14 protein-coding genes are annotated in these 17,685 nt (G+C 71.5%); 3 read left to right on the top strand and 11 right to left on the bottom strand.

Features of this window, described 5'->3' with window-relative positions; translation table 11 throughout:
- Nucleotides 1-6 precede the first annotated feature (6 nt).
- From JIX55_RS06325 to JIX55_RS06300, 6 genes are all read right to left on the bottom strand, one after another.
- The gene (locus JIX55_RS06325; protein ID WP_257562245.1) at nt 7-2,205 is read right to left on the bottom strand and encodes an endonuclease; all 2,199 of its coding nucleotides are present in this window, start codon (nt 2,203-2,205) and stop codon (nt 7-9) included.
- Between the two features lie 44 nt (nt 2,206-2,249).
- Nucleotides 2,250-3,398: a hypothetical protein gene (locus JIX55_RS06320; protein WP_257562243.1), complete on the bottom strand. Its 1,149-nt coding sequence runs from the start codon at nt 3,396-3,398 to the stop codon at nt 2,250-2,252.
- Nucleotides 3,395-5,011 carry a hypothetical protein gene (locus JIX55_RS06315; protein WP_257562242.1) on the bottom strand — a complete coding sequence of 539 codons (1,617 nt, stop codon included), beginning with the start codon at nt 5,009-5,011 and terminating at the stop codon, nt 3,395-3,397. The genes JIX55_RS06320 and JIX55_RS06315 overlap by 4 nt, the downstream gene beginning before the upstream one ends.
- A 27-nt stretch (nt 5,012-5,038) precedes the next feature.
- Entirely contained in the window at nt 5,039-6,547 is a 1,509-nt protein-coding gene (locus JIX55_RS06310; RefSeq protein ID WP_257562241.1) for a S8 family serine peptidase, read from the bottom strand.
- A gap of 51 nt (nt 6,548-6,598) precedes the next feature.
- A complete protein-coding gene (locus JIX55_RS06305; protein ID WP_257562239.1) occupies nt 6,599-6,907 on the bottom strand; it encodes a hypothetical protein in 309 nt (102 codons plus the stop codon).
- Nucleotides 6,908-7,070: 163 nt separating this feature from the next.
- The gene (locus JIX55_RS06300) at nt 7,071-9,968 is read right to left on the bottom strand and encodes a helix-turn-helix transcriptional regulator (RefSeq protein ID WP_257562238.1); all 2,898 of its coding nucleotides are present in this window, start codon (nt 9,966-9,968) and stop codon (nt 7,071-7,073) included.
- Nucleotides 9,969-10,198: 230 nt separating this feature from the next.
- Between JIX55_RS06300 and JIX55_RS06295 the strand changes: the two genes are divergently transcribed.
- Both JIX55_RS06295 and JIX55_RS06290 read left to right on the top strand, forming a co-directional pair.
- Nucleotides 10,199-11,683: a purine-cytosine permease family protein gene (locus JIX55_RS06295; RefSeq protein ID WP_257562237.1), complete on the top strand. Its 1,485-nt coding sequence runs from the start codon at nt 10,199-10,201 to the stop codon at nt 11,681-11,683.
- Nucleotides 11,680-12,273, top strand: a complete 594-nt coding sequence (locus tag JIX55_RS06290) for a cysteine hydrolase family protein (protein ID WP_257562236.1) — start codon at nt 11,680-11,682, stop codon at nt 12,271-12,273. The genes JIX55_RS06295 and JIX55_RS06290 overlap by 4 nt, the downstream gene beginning before the upstream one ends.
- Here JIX55_RS06290 and JIX55_RS06285 read toward each other — a convergent pair.
- Nucleotides 12,249-13,538 carry an alpha-L-fucosidase gene (locus JIX55_RS06285; protein ID WP_257562235.1) on the bottom strand — a complete coding sequence of 430 codons (1,290 nt, stop codon included), beginning with the start codon at nt 13,536-13,538 and terminating at the stop codon, nt 12,249-12,251. The genes JIX55_RS06290 and JIX55_RS06285 overlap by 25 nt on opposite strands.
- 45 nt (nt 13,539-13,583) lie before the next feature.
- Nucleotides 13,584-13,832: a hypothetical protein gene (locus JIX55_RS06280; protein WP_257562234.1), complete on the bottom strand. Its 249-nt coding sequence runs from the start codon at nt 13,830-13,832 to the stop codon at nt 13,584-13,586.
- Nucleotides 13,833-13,938: 106 nt separating this feature from the next.
- Here JIX55_RS06280 and JIX55_RS06275 point away from each other — a divergent pair, with 106 nt between their 5' ends.
- Complete coding sequence (locus JIX55_RS06275) at nt 13,939-14,361, top strand: SseB family protein (RefSeq protein ID WP_257562233.1); 423 nt, start codon at nt 13,939-13,941, stop codon at nt 14,359-14,361.
- Nucleotides 14,362-14,458: 97 nt separating this feature from the next.
- Here the strand turns inward: JIX55_RS06275 and JIX55_RS06270 are convergent, their stop codons facing one another.
- The 3 genes from JIX55_RS06270 to glgB all read right to left on the bottom strand — a co-directional run bounded on the left by JIX55_RS06270 (nt 14,459) and on the right by glgB (nt 17,684).
- A complete protein-coding gene (locus tag JIX55_RS06270; RefSeq protein ID WP_257562232.1) occupies nt 14,459-14,860 on the bottom strand; it encodes a MarR family winged helix-turn-helix transcriptional regulator in 402 nt (133 codons plus the stop codon).
- 73 nt (nt 14,861-14,933) lie between these two features.
- Nucleotides 14,934-15,287 (bottom strand): VOC family protein, encoded by a 354-nt coding sequence (locus tag JIX55_RS06265; protein WP_257562231.1) that lies wholly within the window; start codon nt 15,285-15,287, stop codon nt 14,934-14,936.
- 78 nt (nt 15,288-15,365) lie between these two features.
- Nucleotides 15,366-17,684 carry a 1,4-alpha-glucan branching enzyme gene (gene glgB / locus JIX55_RS06260; RefSeq protein WP_257562230.1) on the bottom strand — a complete coding sequence of 773 codons (2,319 nt, stop codon included), beginning with the start codon at nt 17,682-17,684 and terminating at the stop codon, nt 15,366-15,368.
- Between the last annotated feature and the right edge of the window lies 1 nt (nt 17,685).

The following is a 17,685-nucleotide window of genomic DNA, read 5'->3' as shown; positions in this document are numbered from 1 at the left end:
TCGTGGTCAGGGCCAGACGCCGGAGAAGTCGATCTTCTCGGCCCAGTCCGGGTGGTCTATCAGCGGATTGCGGTTGCCCTGCAGTTCGGCGATGGCGGCGTTGCGGTGCAGCTCGTACTCGGTCACCGGCTCGTTGACGTGCCAGGCCAGGAGGGTCGGCAGCCGGTTCTCGGGGAACTCGCGCGGGGTGTCGCCGACCTGTTTCGGGTAGCGCAGCAGGAAGTACAGGGTGGCCCGGGAGACCGCGCCCTTGCCCGCCTTCGGCTCGAACCCGACATCCTCGCGCATCCCGCAGCCGTCCCGGATCTCCTCCGCGAAGTCGGAGAAGTCGGCGAAGTCGAAGTAGGGGAAGTTGTCGCGGTAGCTGTTGCAGCCCACCTCGCAGGCGAACAGATGGTGCAGGTCGCCCCGCATCGGCTCTCTCTTGAGGAACCACGACTGCGGCACGACGTGTTCGCAGTTGAACGGCATCGACGCCTCCAGCGCGTCGAACTCCGCCTCGAACTCGGCCGGGCCCGCGGTGCCCTCGCGCAGGAAGAGTTCCTGGATGCGCGCCATCCGGGCCGCCTCCACGGCGGCGTCCGCCCGTATGAACTCCTCCGCGGAGAAGTCCTCTCCGGAGTAGATGCTGCGCAGCCGGCCGTCCCGGTGCAGGTCGACCCACGGATAGACGAGCCGGATCGGCTTGTACCTGGGCCGGGGGCTGTGCGTCCGCGTCAGCAGTTCGGTGAGCGCGCGGCGCAGCGCGTCCCCGTCGGCGGTGCCGATGTCCGCGTAGTAGGCGTCGCGGGCGGCGGTGTCGGCGGCCCGGTCGTAGTACGGCCGTTCCCGCGCGAGCCGGTGGTTGACCAGGGCCGCGTTGACGTCCCGCTCGACCGCGAAGGCCACGTCGGGCCGCCGGGCCGGGGGCGGCGCCGTGGGCGTGAGCCCGGCCGGTGGGGCGGTGACGGTCGCCACCGGGAACGCCGACGCGTCGAGGCCGACGCTGATCCGCAGCGGGAGGGTGAGATGGGCGGTGCCGTCGGTCATGTACGCCCGCGCCCCGTCGGGTACCGGAAGCGCTGCTGCCCCGTCGTCCGAGGGCGTGGGCGTGGGCGGGACGCTCTCGACCGGGGCCGGAGCCGGCCCGGCCGTGGTCCCGGCGCTGAACACCTCGTCGCGGAGCCGGGCGGCCGCACCGGTCAGGGTGAGCTCGTGCAGGGCGCGCAGCACACGGCTGATCCGCACCCCTTCGTTGGCCTTCCACGCCAGCCGGTCGTCGCCCATGTCCGGTGTCCAGACGGTTCCGTCGACGCTGAGCGGACGGCCCTCGTCGTCGGTCTTCGGGACGGCCGAGTGGTGCAGCGCGACGACCTCCCACTGGTCGTTGAGGACCGGCGAACCCGACGAACCCTCACGGGTGTCGGACTCGTAGTGCATGAAGCGGTCGAGGATGTCCACGACCTGGTTCTCGCGCAGCGCGAGCTGCTTGGGCTCGCCCCGGGGGTGCTGGATGATGTTGACGAACTCCCCGATGACGACCTTGCCCAGCGCCTCGCTGAGCGTCAGCCGGCCGAAGGAGGAGAGCGCCTCGCCCCCCGCCCCGCGTTCGGCCACCGCGACCAGGCTGAAGTCCAGTGCGCGGTCGGTGACGAAGAACCGGTGCGGCTCCAGCGGGAACACCGCCGGTGTGAGCGGATGCCCGTCGATCCCGGCCTGCAGCGAGAACGCGACCACGCTGCGGCGAGCCTCCTCCTGACTGCCCAGCACATGGTTGTTGGTGAGCAGGAGGGAGGGGGACACCAGGAAACCGGTGCCGTGGCCGGCCCCGGGGCCGCTGATGGTGATCCGGCCGACCGAGCGGGAGACGAGGGCGCCCTCCTCCAGGAACGCGACCGGAGTGAGGTTGTTGCGCCCGATGAGGCGCTCCAGGCCCAGCACGTCGCTGCCGAAGTTCTCCGGCGGCAGCCGCAGGGTGCTTCCGGCCGCGGTCACCGGCTCCGACGGCTCCCGTTCGATCGCCCTGGCCAGCGACCAGTCGGCACCGAGGCGGGCCAGCCGCTTGTCGACCCGCTCCGGTTCATCGGCGTACAGCACACCACGTGTCCGGAGCAGCTCTCGGGTGCGCTCCCGCTCGCCGGTCCGGTTCGCATAGCGTTCCGCGGCCCTCGTCAGCTGTGACAGGTAGTCGGATTCCGTATGGGCGAAGAGTTCCGCCGTTGTCATGGGTCCGCCTCCCGTGTGTGGCGGTGTAGGTGGTGTACGGCGCGCTACGCCACGAGCCGTGTGCTGCGTGATGCCTGGTCGGGGTGGGGCCCGAGGTAGCCGTGCGCGGAGAACGCGGCGGGGGAGAAGGCGCCCGGCGCGACGTCGTCGCCCGCCACGAGCTCCACGCAGGAGGTCCGCGGCCGGACCTCGCTCCGGCCCAGACGGCAGGCGGTGGCCATGAGTTTCACGGTGACGAAGTCGGCGATCTGGGCGCCGAACTCGATGGGTCTGCCGCCGATGGTGATGTCGCCCACGGCGAAGTCCCGGTCCGCGGGCACCTCGTAGACCGCGCGTACCGGGAAGCCGGCGGCGCCGCGTTCGAAGGTCCAGAAGCTCTTCGGATCGGAGCCGTCGGGAGCGCGCCAACCGTCGGTGGCCAGGTCGTCGAAGTAGATCCCCACCGGGTCGCTGAGCGCGATGTCCGCCCTCTGCCGGGCGATCGAGTTGACCACCTCGCCGATGTGCGGGTCACTGTTGCGGTCCGGCACGCCGTACTTGGCGCAGGCGATGAGTTCCTGGGCGCCCGTGAGTTCCCGGCCGCCGATGACGCGCCGGATGGTGGCGGCCGCGGCGAGTTCGATCTCGGCGCCGAGGGTGTTGGACTGCTGGATGAGGTGCATCGCCCCCTGGGTCGTGGAGTCGTTCCACTTGTTGCGACGGATGTACCGGCCGTTCGGGCCGAAGAGGTCGCTCTTCTCGACGGCCGGACCGATGTGGGCGCGGTAGAGGTCGAGGGCCTTCTCCGGGTTGGTCTGCGCGAGCACGTCCCAGTACTCGGGGCCCTCGCAGGTGAAGGTGGTGCGGGTGATCCTCCCGGTGCCGTCGCGGGTCACGCTCCACTCGCAGTACTCGTCCTGTACGTCGCGGCTGGCGTCGGCGCGTTGCCAGCGCTGCCGGTCCGAGATCGCGGACTTCAGTCGGTTGGGGAACGCGGTCCAGGTGACTGCCGCCTGGACGGCGTCAGCAGCGGTGTCCGTCTTGGTGAGGTTGTAGAACTGCTGCCGGGGGCCGTTGTGCAGCACCTCGGCCGGGTCCGGCCCGGTGATCGCATGGTCGACACTGTCGCTGATGAAGACGTGCCACGCCTTCGTCCCGACGTCGTCGAGGTCGGTGAGCCGGCCGGGAGGCCCGTACACGGTGATGGCGGTCATGGAGATCCTCCGGTGGTCACGACACCGACGGTGCCGTCCTCGTGCATGCGCAGCCTGGGTGCGTCGGCGGGGATGTCGGTCGTCGGCAGGGTGAGCGCGAACTCGTTGAGCCTCATCTCCTTGAACACGCGGCGGCGCGACTCCGCCAGCCTGGTGAACTCGTCGAATCCCGAGGCCGTACGGAGTCGTGCCGCGACCTTCTCCAGGTACACGTCCACGCGCTGGGCGAAGACGTCGCGCCAATCGGCTTCGGGGAGCGCCCAGTTGCGGGAGAACTCGGCTTCGGGACTGTCGGCGGGCCTGGTCCGCGCGGCGGCGACGACGGCCGCGGCGATGTCGTCGCACCAGGTCGAGGCCGGCACGGGCGCGGTGGGCACATGGCTCATCAGCCGGGCGCGAGCCGGGCTGAAGACCGGGTTGGTGAAGTCCACCATCAGCGCGCAGGCCGCGAATCTGGCCGGTACGAGGTTCTGCTCAACCAACTGCCGCACCACGTCGTTGTCCTCGTACGAGGCCTCCGGGACGACGAAGGCGAAGAACGTGTCACCCGGCTGCGAGAAGTCGCTCACCTGTTCCTCCAGCCGGAAGCCGAGGGCCTTGAGGCTGTCCGCGTACAAGGACGCCGGCGCGGACGGCACGGTCCCCGTGCTCACCGGCAGACCGAGATCGTTGAGCAGGGCGTCGGCGTTCAGCCAGAAGCCCAGGGGCAGGCTCAGATCTCGGCCGCCGGACGCGACCGTCGCGCTCTGCGTGGACGTACTGGCGAGGTTGACCGTCGTGGTGGTGAACAACTGCCGCAGCAGATGGTCGGGGTGGGTCACCACGCCGTCGTCGACTACCGCCGAGAGCCGCGCCGCGGTCCACCGGGAGACGAGCCCCTTCACGGTCAGCTCCAGCCGCTCCGCGCCGATGACCTGGCCGTAAAGCGGGTTGTCGCGCAACGGGTCGTCCGGGGCGAGCTGGATCCTCGCGGACATCGACTGCCAGTTGCTCCAGGGCTGCTTGAGCTCCTTCATGACGACGCTGCCGTTGACATGGCTGTCGAAGCAGCCCTTCCCCCGGGATTCGGGCGCCATCGACGACCAGGAGTCCCCCGTCCACACCCAGGCCGGCGAGATCCGCATGTAGTAGTTGAAGACCCGGGCCACCGGGTCCCAGGCGGCGACCTGGAGGAAGACCGAGCCGGGGTCACTGCTGACCAGCAGGTCCGGGTCCCTGCCCGGTGCCGCGCGGGAGACCGCGAAGCGGAAGTCGCGGCGGAGTCCCGGAGCATCGTCCGGCGGGATCTGCCCGGCCTCACCGATCAGATACACGCACTGCGCCGGCAGCTCGCCCGCCCGGGTCAGTTCGTCCAGCACCTCTTCCAGGGTCATGGGCCAGCGATCCCGCTGGAAGAACACCCTGGCCATCGGGTCCCGCAGCCCGGCGGACTGCCCTGCGGGCATGGGCACCGGGCCCCGGTCCACGCCACTGACGCCGCGGTACAGCGTCTTCGGCCGCAGCCCGCCGCCCTCGTCCGCCGGGCCGGCCGCCGGTTCTGCCGCTGCCGTTGCCGCGGCTTCCGGCCAGGCTGTCGCTCGCCGGCGTTCACGGGTGTGGTCCCACAGCGACATGGTTCTTCCACCCTCCGTCGCGCACTGCTACGAGAAGTGGCTCAGGACGTAGGACAGGGCGGCGTCGACGTTCACCAGGCCCGCACCCGTGGCCTCGTCATGGCCGATACGGGCCGGACGGTTGAATCTCGGATGGTTGGCGCCGATGGTCACGTCGACCGCGGTCCTGTCCAGCGCCTCGATGATCTGGGCGGGGGTGAGCCGTGGGCGGGCGCCCAGCAGTACCGCCGCCGCGCCCGCGACCTGGGGTGCCGCCGCCGACGTACCGGAGAACAGCGCCCACCCGTCGTCCTCCGCCGTACCGTCGCCGGCCTCGGGCGGCCCGCCGTCGGCCAGGGCGCGGCTCTCGGACACGTCGAGCGCGCAGCCGGGCGGCACCGGCAGCATCAGGTACTGCGCCCGGGGTCGCATGCCGACCAGGCCGGACACCACGGGCACGACGACGCCCTCGAACCACGGGCTGGCGTAGCCGCTCGCGTAGTCCGACGCCCGCAACTCCAGTCCCGGTCCCACGAACACGCCTCCGACGGACAGCACTCCGGGCACCTGCGGCTCCATGGCGAACTGTCCGTTCATGGCGGAGAAGACGACGCAGACGCCCTGCTCCACGCCGTCCCGGATCTCCAGTGCGAACACGTTGTCGCTCTGCGCGGGCGGCCCCACGGGAGGGAACTGTCGCGGCCCGCCCCAGGAGTTCGTGAGGACCTGCGGGTGTTCGTCCTTCGCGCGTACGCAGTCCGACTTCGCCCGTATGAAAGCCGTGTAGGAGCCGGTCAGGCTGCCGGAGTCGTCGCTCGCCCGGTAGGGCCGCAGCTCCGCCCCGGGTGCGACGGCGAAGACGTTCGCCGATTCGCCGGTGCCGTGTCCGACGGGATCCTGTACGGGGTTGGTGCCCGGCAGGACCGCGACCGTGGGGGCGACCTTGTAGCCGTGCACGGCGAAGTAGGTGTGCGGGAACTGTCCGGTGTCCACCATGGCGACCTGGACACCGGCGCCCACCTCACCCCGGGCATGGGCGCGAGTGGCCCCGAGCAGCATGGCCACGTCGCCCGGCAGTCTGAGGTGGAACCTGTCGACGTTGGGCGGCTGGGCGGACGGCACCAGGCGCGCCGGGGTACGCGGTGACTCCAGGGCCACCGCCTCGATCGCGTCGGTCCCCGGCACATCGCCCACCCCACGGGCCTCGGGCTGCCGCGCGCCCACGATGTCCAGCTGTGTCACGTAGCGGATCTGGTCCATCTCGACCTGGCGCAGGGCTTCGTACGTCTCGACCGTGCCGCCGGTCAGCTCCTCGTACGCCGCGGGCGGTCCGCTCACCGCGAACCCCAGTCGGCTCTCTGCCGTGATGGTCAGTCCGGCCGCGAGAACATAGGCCTCGGCACGCTGTTGGCTCTCCGGGTCGGTCCGGAACGGCTCGGCCGCGTCCCAGGCCGTGGCCTCGGTCATCGGAACCCCGCCCCGGGACCGGGCGGACACATAGCCGTACACGTGGTCCGGTGCGGGCTGCCCGTACTGGGGCGTCATAGGGAGCGTCATCGGTCCTCCAGGAGCCGCCGTGGGGAAGGGCGGCGACCGGAAGGTCGTCGCTCAGTCCGGGGAGGATGTGCCGGCGCCGAGGTCGGGGAGCGGCAGCACGGTGACGGACCGTGCGGTGTCCCGGAGCGCCGGTGGGACCGGAAGCGACCGAGGCTCTGTGCGATTCCCCGGGTGTTCGCCGAAGGCCTCGGCGAACCGGCCGGCGGGCCCCGTGAGAAGGGCACCGGCGGCCATGGGGACCACCTCGATGCCGTGTGCGGCGCACCACTCGCCCAACTCGCCGGCCGGCGCGTCGGTGTGGAGTTGCACGAGGGCCTCGACGAATGCCTCTTCGGGGCCGTCGCTTCGCTCCGATGCCACGGTGTCTCCGATGTCCTTGGGTTGGCTGTCCCTCTTCGATGCTGGCAGGTGCGACAAACATGCGCAAAAGGTGCATTTGTCGAATTGGGGGATTGCGTCCCGGTGAGTCGGTCCGGCCCTCTGCTTGTTTGCCGCCGGGCATCCTCACTCACGGCACGGTCGATCACGCGCTCCCGTCGCCGAGTTCGCCCCGTACTTGCAGGGCGGCCAGGGCGACCCGCGAGGTGAGACCGGTCTTGCGGTAGATGCGGAAGAGGTGGGTCTCGACCGTGCGCGGGCTGAGGAAGAGCCGTTCGGCGATGGCGGGACTGGTCAGGCCCTGTGCGACGAGCGCGGCGATCTCGCGCTCGCGCGGGGACAGCGCGGCCAGTTCCACGGGCATCGGTTCCTGCGAGGGTGTTCCCGTGTCCGTGTCCGTGTCCGTGTCCGTGTCCGGGTCCGCCTCCGTGGTGTCCGGGTCCGGGTCCGGGTCCGCGCTCGGGGCCGTGTCCGCCGCCGGTTCGACGAAAACGGCCGGGCGGATCGCGTCCGCGAGGCCGACCAGCAGCTGGGCGTCGGCCTCGGCGCTCAGCCACCGGGCACGCTCCCACATGGCGCGGGCACGGGCCGTCCGACCGGCGGACGCGGTCAGGGGCGCGCCCAGCAGCAGGGTCTGGGTCTCCCACAGGGAGGCCCCGCCCCGCAGCGCCTCCTCGGCGGCCTGTTCGAAGAGGTCGGCCGCGGCGGCCACATCGCTTTCGGCGAGTGGTACATGGGCCGAACTGCGCAGCGCGGACGCCCGCTGTGCCGGGAGACCGAGCCGCTCCGCCTCCTTGCGGGCGCGTTCCGCCCAGAGCCGTGCCTCTTCGCTGTCCCCGGCCGCCACGGCAGCGGTCACCAGGACCTCCAGGAACAGCGGTCGCATACTCGGCTGCAGGCCGCTGAGATCCTCCCCGCCCGCTCGCAGTACGGCGGCCCGGGCCCGCGCCGGATCACCGGCGTGGATCGCGGCGTACCCGAGCATGCACCAGGCGATGGACGCCCACCAGCGGGTGCCCGAACCGGCCCGGGCGACGGCCTCCTCGGCCACGGCCAGCGCGGTGCCGTCACCCGGCGGGAGCGCGGGGATCAGCGCCTGGGCCTTGGACGCCAGCACGAAGGCGAGCAACTCGTCGCTGCCGATGCCCCGGGCGATCGTCTCCGCCTCCTCGGCGAGTTCGACGGCCGACCGCAGCCGCAGCGTCAGGACCTGGACGTGGGACCGGCAGAGCAGCAGATGCGGCATCACGTAGAGCCGGCCGCTCCGGCGGGCGACGGCGAGACCGCGCTCGGCGTGCCGCTCGGCGTCGGCGTACCGCTCCAGGAAGGCCTCCGCCCAGCTGAGCCTGGCCAGCGGCTCGCACAGGACCGCGAGGTCCTGGTCGGTGAGGGAGTCGATGAGCGCGGCCGCACGGTCGGCGGCCTGGGCGGCGGCCTCCGTGTTGCCCTCGTACGCCTCCCCGAGCGCGGTGACGGCGAGCGCGCCCGCCTCCGCGACCTCGTCGCCCAGCGACCGGGCCAGCTCCAGTGTGCGGGCCACGTCGTCGCGTACGTCGGGGTAGGCGCTGGCGTGCGGGGCGGACGAGCCCAGTTCCAGGCCGAGTTCGATGGTCTCGGTGGGGGAGAGGCCGGCGCCGCGGGCCAGTTCGCGGCGGAGCAGGGCGACGGCCTCCGCGTACCGGCCGAGGTGGCGCTCCATCACGGCGCACAGGGTGACGGCCGAGGCCCGTACGCCGTCGTCGGTGCCCGGCGGCGACAGGCTGATCACCTCGTGCAGCAGATCCCGGGCCTCCCGCAGCCCGCCGCAGGCGCCGAGCGCCTCGGCCCGGCGCAGCATCAGGTCGCGGCGCAGCGCGCCGTGCACCGGCCGCTCGGGCAGGTGTGAGAGGGCGACGCCCAGCCAGTGGGCGCTGCTCGCGGGCGCGGTCGCGGCGGCCTGCTGGGCGGCCTCCGTGAGGACGGTCACGGCATGCGGGTCCCAGCCGGTCAGCGACCGCTCGACGTGATGCGCCCGCTCGGTGACCGGCGCCCCGATCCGCGCCAGTTCGGCCGCCGCGAGACGGTGCATCCGGGTGCGCAGCGTGGGATCGGTGGTGTCGTGGACCAGGGCCCGCAGCACCGGATGCCGCAGCGCCCAGCGGCCGTCGGGCCCCGGCTGCGCGAGGTCACGGGCGGTCAACTCCCGGAGATCCGCGTCGAGTCGGCCGTCGAGGCGCCCGGTGACGGCCGCCACCAGGGCGGGCGCCGCATGGTCGCCGAGCACGGCGATGGCCTGCACCGTACTGCGCTGGGCGTCGGTGAGCGGCGTCAGCTCGTCCAGCAGCAGCGAGCTGAGCCCCGCGGGCCTGCCGGCCTGGAGCAGGGCGAGGAAGTAGAGGGGATTGCCCTCGCTGGCCGCGTACAGCTCGGCGGCGAGACCGGCCGGCCGGTCGGGGGCCAGCGCCGCGAGACAGGCGCCGCGGTCCAGGGGGCCGAGTTCGAGACGCAGCACCGTCCCGGCCTCCACGCCCCTGGTGAGCGAGGCGGCGAGCCGGGGCGAGGTCTGCCGTTCGCGGCGCGCCACCACGATCACCACCGGGGCGCGCCGCGGCGGATGCCGTACGAGATGGTCGAGCAGTTCCAGGGACGCCGGGTCCGCCCAGTGCACGTCGTCGAGGGCCACCACGAGGCCGTGCGCCGACTTCGCCGTCCGGGCCAGGAAGGCCGCCGCCGCGCGTTGCAGGACGAAGCGGTCCATGGTGCGGAACTCGGCGAGCGGGGAGGGGATCCCGGCCTCGGTGTCGAGGTCCGCGAGGGCGTCGGCGAGGGGTTGGTAGGGCAGATGCTGCTCGTACTCGGTCGCCCGGCCGCGCAGCACCGTCATGCCCTTGTCCCGCGCCCGCGCGCAGAACTCCGACACCAGCCTGCTCTTGCCGATCCCCGCCGCCCCGGTGACATCGACGACCGTCGGACCGTGGCCGGTACCGGTCAGTCCGTCGAGCACCTCGGCGAGCCGCGCCAGCTCGGTCTCCCGGCTCACCAGCGGAGCCACGTCCCACGGCAATGCGATCCCCCTGAAGTCGGCCCCGAGCCGCCCCGGGCCAATCCGGAGGTTCGTGATCGAACCCCCGGCCGATTCCTGAGGATTGTACGTAGGTCCCGACATGTCGGCGGCCCGGTCTCCGCACCCCTGCGGGTGCCACCTTGACGCCCTTGACCGGCGCACCTAGGTTCCCCTCGACGCGATCAGCGTGATCGGACGGACAGGTCCGCGATCAGACAGGCAGGTCGACGATGACGGACTCCAGCGCCCCCGACGGCACCGCCGCCGTCCGACCGCTCCAGGTGGAGACCCATGGCCTGGACGTGATCGGCGACGCCGACCGCAAGGGCACCCCACGCACCCTCTTCTGGCCCTGGTTCGGCGCCAACGTCTCCATCCTCGGCATGAGTTACGGCGCGTTCGCGCTCGGCTTCGGCATCTCCTTCTGGCAGGCCCTGACCGCCGGAGTCGTCGGCATCGTCTTCTCGTTCCTGCTCTGCGGCTTCGTCGCGGTCGCCGGCAAACGTGGCTCGGCACCCACGATGGTGCTCAGCCGGGCCGCGTACGGGGTGCGCGGCAACCGGCTGCCCGCGGTCGTCTCCTGGCTGCTCACCGTCGGCTGGGAGACCGTGCTGTGCGCGCTCGCCACCATGGCCACCGCCACCGTCTTCCGCCGGCTCGGCACGGGCGGCGGCACCGAGACCAAAGTGATGGCCCTCGTCCTGGTCGCCTCACTGGTCGTGGTGGTCGGCGTGATGGGCTTCGACCTGATCATGCGCTTCCAGACCGTGGTCACCGTGATCACCGGCGTGCTGACGGTCGTCTACGTCGCACTGGTCGCCGACCACGTCCACTGGAACACCGTCAGCACCGTCCCCGCCGGCTCCGCCCAGGAGTTCATCGGCGCCCTCGTCTTCATGATGACCGGCTTCGGCCTCGGCTGGGTCAACGCGGCGGCCGACTACTCCCGCTATCTGCCGCGCGACTCCTCCGGCCGGGGCGTGGTCGGCTGGACCACCTTCGGCGCCTCGCTGGCCCCGCTGCTCCTGCTGGTCTTCGGCCTGCTCCTCGCGGGCTCCTCGACCGACCTCAACGAGGCCGTCGCACTCGACCCGATCGGCGCGCTGACCACACTCCTGCCCACCTGGTTCCTGATCCCGTTCGCCGCCGTCGCCGTCCTCGGCCTGGTCGGCGGCGCCGTCCTCGACATCTACTCCTCCGGCCTCGCCCTGCTCGCGGCGGGCCTGCGCGTGCCGCGCCCCCTGGCCGCACTCGTCGACGGACTGCTGATGATCGCGGGCGCCGTCTACATCGTCTTCCTCGCCGACGACTTCCTCGGCCCCTTCATCGGCTTCCTCACCACCCTCGGTGTCCCCATCGCCGCCTGGTGCGGCGTCATGCTGGCCGACCTCCTGCTGCGCCGCCGCGACTACACCGACGACGACCTGTTCCGCACGGACGGCCGCTACGGCGACCTCCCGCCCGGCCCCCTCCTCCTCACCCTCGCCGCCACCGCCCTCGGCTGGGGCCTCGTCACCAACTCGACGGCGGGATGGCTGGACTGGCAGGGCTATCTGCTCGGCCCCCTCGGCCTCGGTGGCAAGAACGGCGACTGGGCCTACGCCAACCTGGGCGTCCTGATCGCCCTGGCGGCCGGCTTCCTCGGCACCCTGCTCCTGGCGCGCGGGCGGGTGCGGGCGCAGGAGGCAACGAGCGGCCCGGAGGCGCGGGCATGAGCACGGACGAGCCCCATGCCGACCCGGGCGCGCCGCCCGGCCTGCTCGCCGTCATCGACATGCAGCGGGTGTTCGCCGAACCGGACAGCCCCTGGGCGGCCTCGCGCTTCGACGAGGCCGCGGCGGGCGTACGACGTCTGCTGCCGGCCTTCGCCGAACGGACCGTGTTCACCCGCTTCATCGCGCCCGAGCATCCCGAGGGAGCCTGGCGGCCGTACTACGACCAGTGGCCCTTCGCGCTGCGACCGCCCGAGGCACGGCTCTGGCAACTGGTCGACGAACTCGCCGACGACGCACGGGACGTGGTCGACGCCTCCACCTTCGGCAAGTGGGGTCCGCGGCTGGCCGCCCGCCTGGGAACGGGCGGGCGGCTGGTCCTGGCCGGGGTCAGCACCGACTGCTGTGTGCTGTCCACCGCCCTCGCGGCGGCCGACGCGGGCGTCGAGGTGCTGGTGGTCGCCGACGCCTGCGCGGGCGCGGACGACGAGTCGCACGCCAAGGCCCTGTATGTGCTGGACCTGTACCGGCCGCTCGTCCGGGTGGTGACCGTCGACGAGGTCCTGGGTCAGTCGCGGCCCGCACCCCGGTAGAGGTCCAGCTCCCCTTCCAACTCCACGGCGAGCACGGTCGCGTACGGGTCGAGGTCGGCCTCCGCCGGGGCGTCGATCCAGGTCACGCCAGGTACGGCGTCGAGGCCGCCGATCACCCGGTGGCCCAGTTCGGTGCCCGTACCGAGGACGGTGACCTTCTTGACGGGGTTGCGCAGCCCCCGCACGGCCACGGACTCACGCGGCACGTCGAAGCACATCAGGTACAGGGTGCGCCGGTCGGCGGAGAGGGTGCTGGGGCCGTAGTGGTGTCCGGCGGGCAGCCCGGTGAGCGACCCGTACACGGCGTCGGCGTGCCGCCCGATCCACGCGCCGAGCCCTTCCAGCCGCTCGACCTGCTCGGCGGGAATCGTCCCGTCAGCCCTCGGCCCGACGTCGAGCAGCAGATTGCCGCCCATGCCGATCGTCTCGGCGAAGTAACGCACCAGCTGCCGCACCGACTTGTGGTTGTCGTCCTGGTGCTGGAAGCCCCAGGAGTCGTTGATGGTCAGGCACAACTCCCAGGGCCCGTCGGGCGCTTCGAGCGGAACCCCCTGCTCCGGGGTGGCGTAGTCGCCATGGCTGAGCATCCGGGCGTTCAGGATGGTGTCCGGGTTCTCCGCGAGGATCAGCTCGGCCAGCTCCCGTATCCGCCACTGCTGTTCGGTGCGCTCCCACTCGCCGTCGAACCACAGCAGATCGGGGCGGAACCGCTCGACCAGCTCGCCCACCTGGGCGTCCCGGTAGGCGAGGTAGCGGTCCCAGGACGCCGGGTCCTCCTCGCCGCGTGCGGCATGGGCGTAGGGGTTGGCGTCGTTGCCGCCCGGGTGCGTGTCCGGCCATTCGTCGATCTCGGTGTGGCGGATGCTCGCGTAGTCGGGGTGGTTCCAGTCGGAGTGCGAGTAGTAGAGACCGACCTTGAGGCCCCGCTCGCGCAGCGCGTCGACGTATCCGGCGACCAGATCCCGGCCCGCCGGGGTGCGCCGGACGACGCTCAGGTCGCCCTGGGCGGTGTCCCACAGGGCGACACCGTCGTGGTGCCGGGCGGTGAGCACCGCGTACTTCGCACCCACCCGGGCGAACAACTCGGCCCAGGCCGCAGGGTCGTACGCGGACGCGGTGAAGCCGTCGAGCTGTTTCATGTACTGCTCGTGTGTCACCTCGCCCCAGTAGAAGGACCAGGACTCCGGCACTCCGTCCACGGCGTAGATGCCGTAGTGGATGAAGATGCCCAGCTTGGCGGCGGGAAACCAGGGTTGCATGGCCATGCGGCCACGCTAGGCGGAGCGCCGCGGCGGCCGCGTGGGCGCCGGTCACCACTGCTGGTTCATTTTCACCCTCGGCCTCGCCGGGTGCTCGATCTCTTTCGTCGCCCACGGTGCCCCCTGCGCCGACACCGATCCCGTCGAGGGCGACCGGGCGACCGTCTCCTCCTCGACCGTGGCGACCGGCTGGACCACCGCCTCGCACTCGTCCTCCAGCGTGCCGGGCGCATGGCGTACGACGTCCTCCAGGGCACCCGTGACCTCGGGTCCCCTGAGCCCCGCGCACATCAGGTGCATCGGTCCGGCACAGGAATGCCCGCGCCCCTGTCGGGTACGCGAGGGACGTCGCGCTCGGGACGGACGCTGTCCCGGGCGGCCTTTCCACCACTACTGGGGATCTTCCATGGACATACCCTCCAACGACCACACCGCGCCCCAGGCCGCCTCCCCGGCCCAGCAGGCGCTGACCGCGCTCGCCTTCGACACCCGCGACACGGCCGCGCTGGACACACTGGCCGGCAGTGACGTACTGGTCCCCGTGCCGGATGACGCCGACGAGGCGGCCGTGAACGATCCGACGGCCGTGGCGCTGCCCGTCCTGGAGCAGGAGGGCGGCGTACAGGTCGTGCCGGTCTTCACCTCGGAACCGGCGATGGCCGAACTGCTGCCCTTCGTGTCGCGCTACCGCCTGGTGCCGCTGGGGGCCCTCGCCTCCCAGTGGCCGGCCGACGTCGACCTGTCCCTCACCATCGACGCCGGCTCCCCGCACGGCCTGACACTCGACGCCCACGACGTGGGCACCCTGCTGGGAGGACACGGGATCTGACCCGCACGACAACGGACGAGGGAACGGCCCTCACGGCCCTCACAGCCCCTTCCCGGGGTTGCGGATCCCGTGCGGGTCGAACACCTCCTTGAGCGCGTCAGCTCTGCTGCAACATGCGGGCCAGGACGTCGCGCTGCAGGGGCAGCACCTCGGCGTGCAGGTCGCGGCCCTTGGCGGTGAGGGTGACCCACACCCCGCGCCGGTCCTCCGCGCAGACCGACCGCTCCACCAGGCCGTCCTTCTCCAGGCGCCCGATCAGCCGCGACAGCGCGCTCTGGCTGAGGTGGACCTTCTCCGCGATGTTCTGCACCCGGCAGAGGTCCCCGGCCGCCGTGGCCGCGGCCATGCCCGAGGCGAGGATGTCGAGCACCTCGAAATCGCTGGCGCCGAGACCGTGCGGGTGCAGTACGCGGTCGATCTCGCACATCGTGCGGGCGTGCACGGAAAGGATGTCCCGCCACTGTTCCTCGAGCCGGGCACCGGCCGTGTTCGCTGCCATATGTGCACGGTAACAGAGGACAAGGCGATCGTTGCCCGTGCAACTAGTGCACGTGCAACCACTGCGCGCCGCCCTACTCGGTGGTGGTGTCCTGCAGAAGCCCGATCAGGTTCCCGTCCGTGTCCTTCACCGAGGCGATCAGCCGGCCGCCACCCACGTCGTGGACGTCCTCCAGCGTCTCCGCGCCGGCCCCGAGCAGCCCCGCGAGCGTCGACCGGATATCGGTGACGTGCCAGTACGGCACCGGACCCGTCATCCCCTTGGCGTGGCCGTTGGGGTCCAGGCCCACGTCCTGCCCCGCGTCCTTGAACCCGACGTAGTACGGCGTGTCCGCGTACGGCTCGACCGCCAGCAGTGCACCGAACAGGGCTTTCGCCTGAGCGAGATCCTTGACGGGGTAGATGATGGTCTTGAGTCCGGCGGTCATGGCGTACTCCTCCGTGGTCGTTTCTGGTCGTTGGGATCTGTCGTCCACGCTAGGGCGGCAGAGTGCCAGGTGGCTTCTTCAATCCTGACCGGTCGCCCACGGACGGCCGAAGGACGAGCCCTGACCGTCGAGCGACTGCTCCGGAGCCAGGGCGGACCAGAGGGCCGGGCGGAACCAGACCGTGGCCAGTGGGGGCAGCGTGAGGCGGATGCTCGCGGGGCGGCCGGCGTAGGGGTGGGGCTCGGTCCGCACCGGATCGGGGGTCGTCACATCGCTGCCCCCGTAGCGGGCGGCGTCCGTGTTCAGCACCTCCTGCCACACCGGGACGTTCTCGGGCACCCCGAGGCGGTAGTCCTCGCGGACCACGGGACTGAAGTGGGAGACGGCCAGCAGAGGTGTGCCGTGCGCGTCGAAGCGCAGGAACGCGAAGACGTTGTCCTCGGCGGCGTCCCCGCTCACCCACTGGAAGCCGGCCGGATCACTGTCCCGCTGCCAGAGGGCGGGGGTGTGACGGTAGCCGGTGTTGAGGTCGCGGACGAGGTCGCGTACGCCCCGGTGGTCGGCTTCGGCGCCGTACGCCGGGTCCAGGAGCCACCAGTCGGGGCCGTGCGGCTCCGACCACTCCCCGCCCTGGGCGAACTCCTGGCCCATGAAGAGGAGTTGCTTGCCGGGGTGGGCCCACATGAAGCCGAGATACGCGCGGTGGTTGGCCCGCCGCTGCCACCAGTCGCCCGGCATCTTCGACACCAGCGCCTGTTTCCCGTGCACGACCTCGTCGTGCGAGATGGGCAGGACGTAGTTCTCGCTGTAGGCGTACACCATCGAGAACGTCATCTCGTTGTGGTGGTACTTGCGGTGCACCGGCTCGTGCTCGATGTAGCCCAGCGAGTCGTGCATCCACCCCATGTTCCACTTCAGCCCGAAGCCAAGGCCGCCGCTGTCCGTCGGGCGGGTCACGCCGTCCCAGGCCGTGGACTCCTCCGCGATGGTCACCACACCAGGCGCCCGCCGGTACACGGTCGCGTTCATCTCCTGCAGGAAGGCGACCGCGTCCAGGTCCTCGCGCCCGCCGAACACATTGGGAGACCACTGACCGGAGTCACGCGAGTAGTCGAGGTAGAGCATCGACGCGACCGCGTCCACCCGCAGCCCGTCGACATGGAACTCCTCGCACCAGTACACGGCGTTCGCCACGAGGAAGTTGCGTACCTCGGTGCGGCCGAAGTCGAACTCGTACGTCCCCCAGTCCGGATGCTCGGCACGCCGTGAGTCCCCGGGTTCGTACAGGGGCTCCCCGTCGAAGCGGGCGAGCGCCCAGTCGTCCTTGGGAAAATGGGCCGGCACCCAGTCCACGATCACGCCGATGCCGGCCCGGTGGAGCGCGTCGACCAGGTACTTGAAGTCGTCGGGGGTGCCGAGATGTGAGGTGGGCGCGTAGAAGCCGGTGACCTGGTAGCCCCAGGAGCCGCTGAACGGGTGCTGGGCGACCGGCATGAGTTCGACGTGGGTGAAGCCGAGGTCGGAGACGTACTCCGGGAGTGTCTCGGCGAGTTGACGATACGTCAGTCCCGGTCGCCAGGACGGCAGATGGATCTCGTAGACGGAGAACGGTGCTTCGTGCACCGGTGTGTCCCCGCGCCCGGCCATCCACTCCGCGTCGCCCCACTCGTACTGCGAGGCCGTGACGATGGACGCCGTCGCGGGGGGCACCTCCGCCTGGCGTGCCATCGGGTCGGCCTTGAGGAAACGGTGGCCGTGTCGGGAGGTGATCTCGAACTTGTAGCGGGCGCCCTCGCCCACCCCCGGCAGGAACAGCTCCCAGACTCCGGACGAACCGAGGGACCTCATCGGGAACGCCGTCCCGTTCCAGCAGGCGAAGTCCCCGGCGACACGCACCCCTTGGGCGTTCGGCGCCCACACCGTGAAGCGGGTGCCGGTCACGCCCTGGTGGGTCATCGGCTCCGCCCCGAGCGCCTTCCACAGCTGCTCGTGCCGCCCCTCCCGGATCAGATGCAGATCCAGCTCGCCGAGCGCGGGCAGGAAACGGTACGGGTCGTGGATCTCGTGGTCGGTGTCCTCGTACGACACGAACAACGTGTACGCGGGGACGGCGTCGAGCGGCAGCAGGACGGAGAAGAGACCCTCGCCCTCCGAGGCGAGATACGTGCGCTCGCCGTCGATCACGACGCTCACCGCATGCGCGTACGGGCGCAGTGCCCGTACGGCGACCCCGCCCGCCACCGGGTGGGCACCGAGCAGGGCGTGCGGGTCGTGGTGGGCGCCGGAGAGCAGACGCGCACGGTCGTCGGGGGCCAGGGGAGGGGCGGGCACGGTCAGCCGGGGTCTGCGCGGGGGCGGGCCCGCCGCCTCGGGGGAAGTGGTGTCGCGCAGGGCCACG

Source organism: Streptomyces sp. DSM 40750 (assembly GCF_024612035.1).
In the GTDB taxonomy this organism is placed as follows: domain Bacteria; phylum Actinomycetota; class Actinomycetes; order Streptomycetales; family Streptomycetaceae; genus Streptomyces.
Note: the sequence above shows the minus strand (reverse complement) of the source record. Positions and strands in the feature narration are given on the sequence as shown.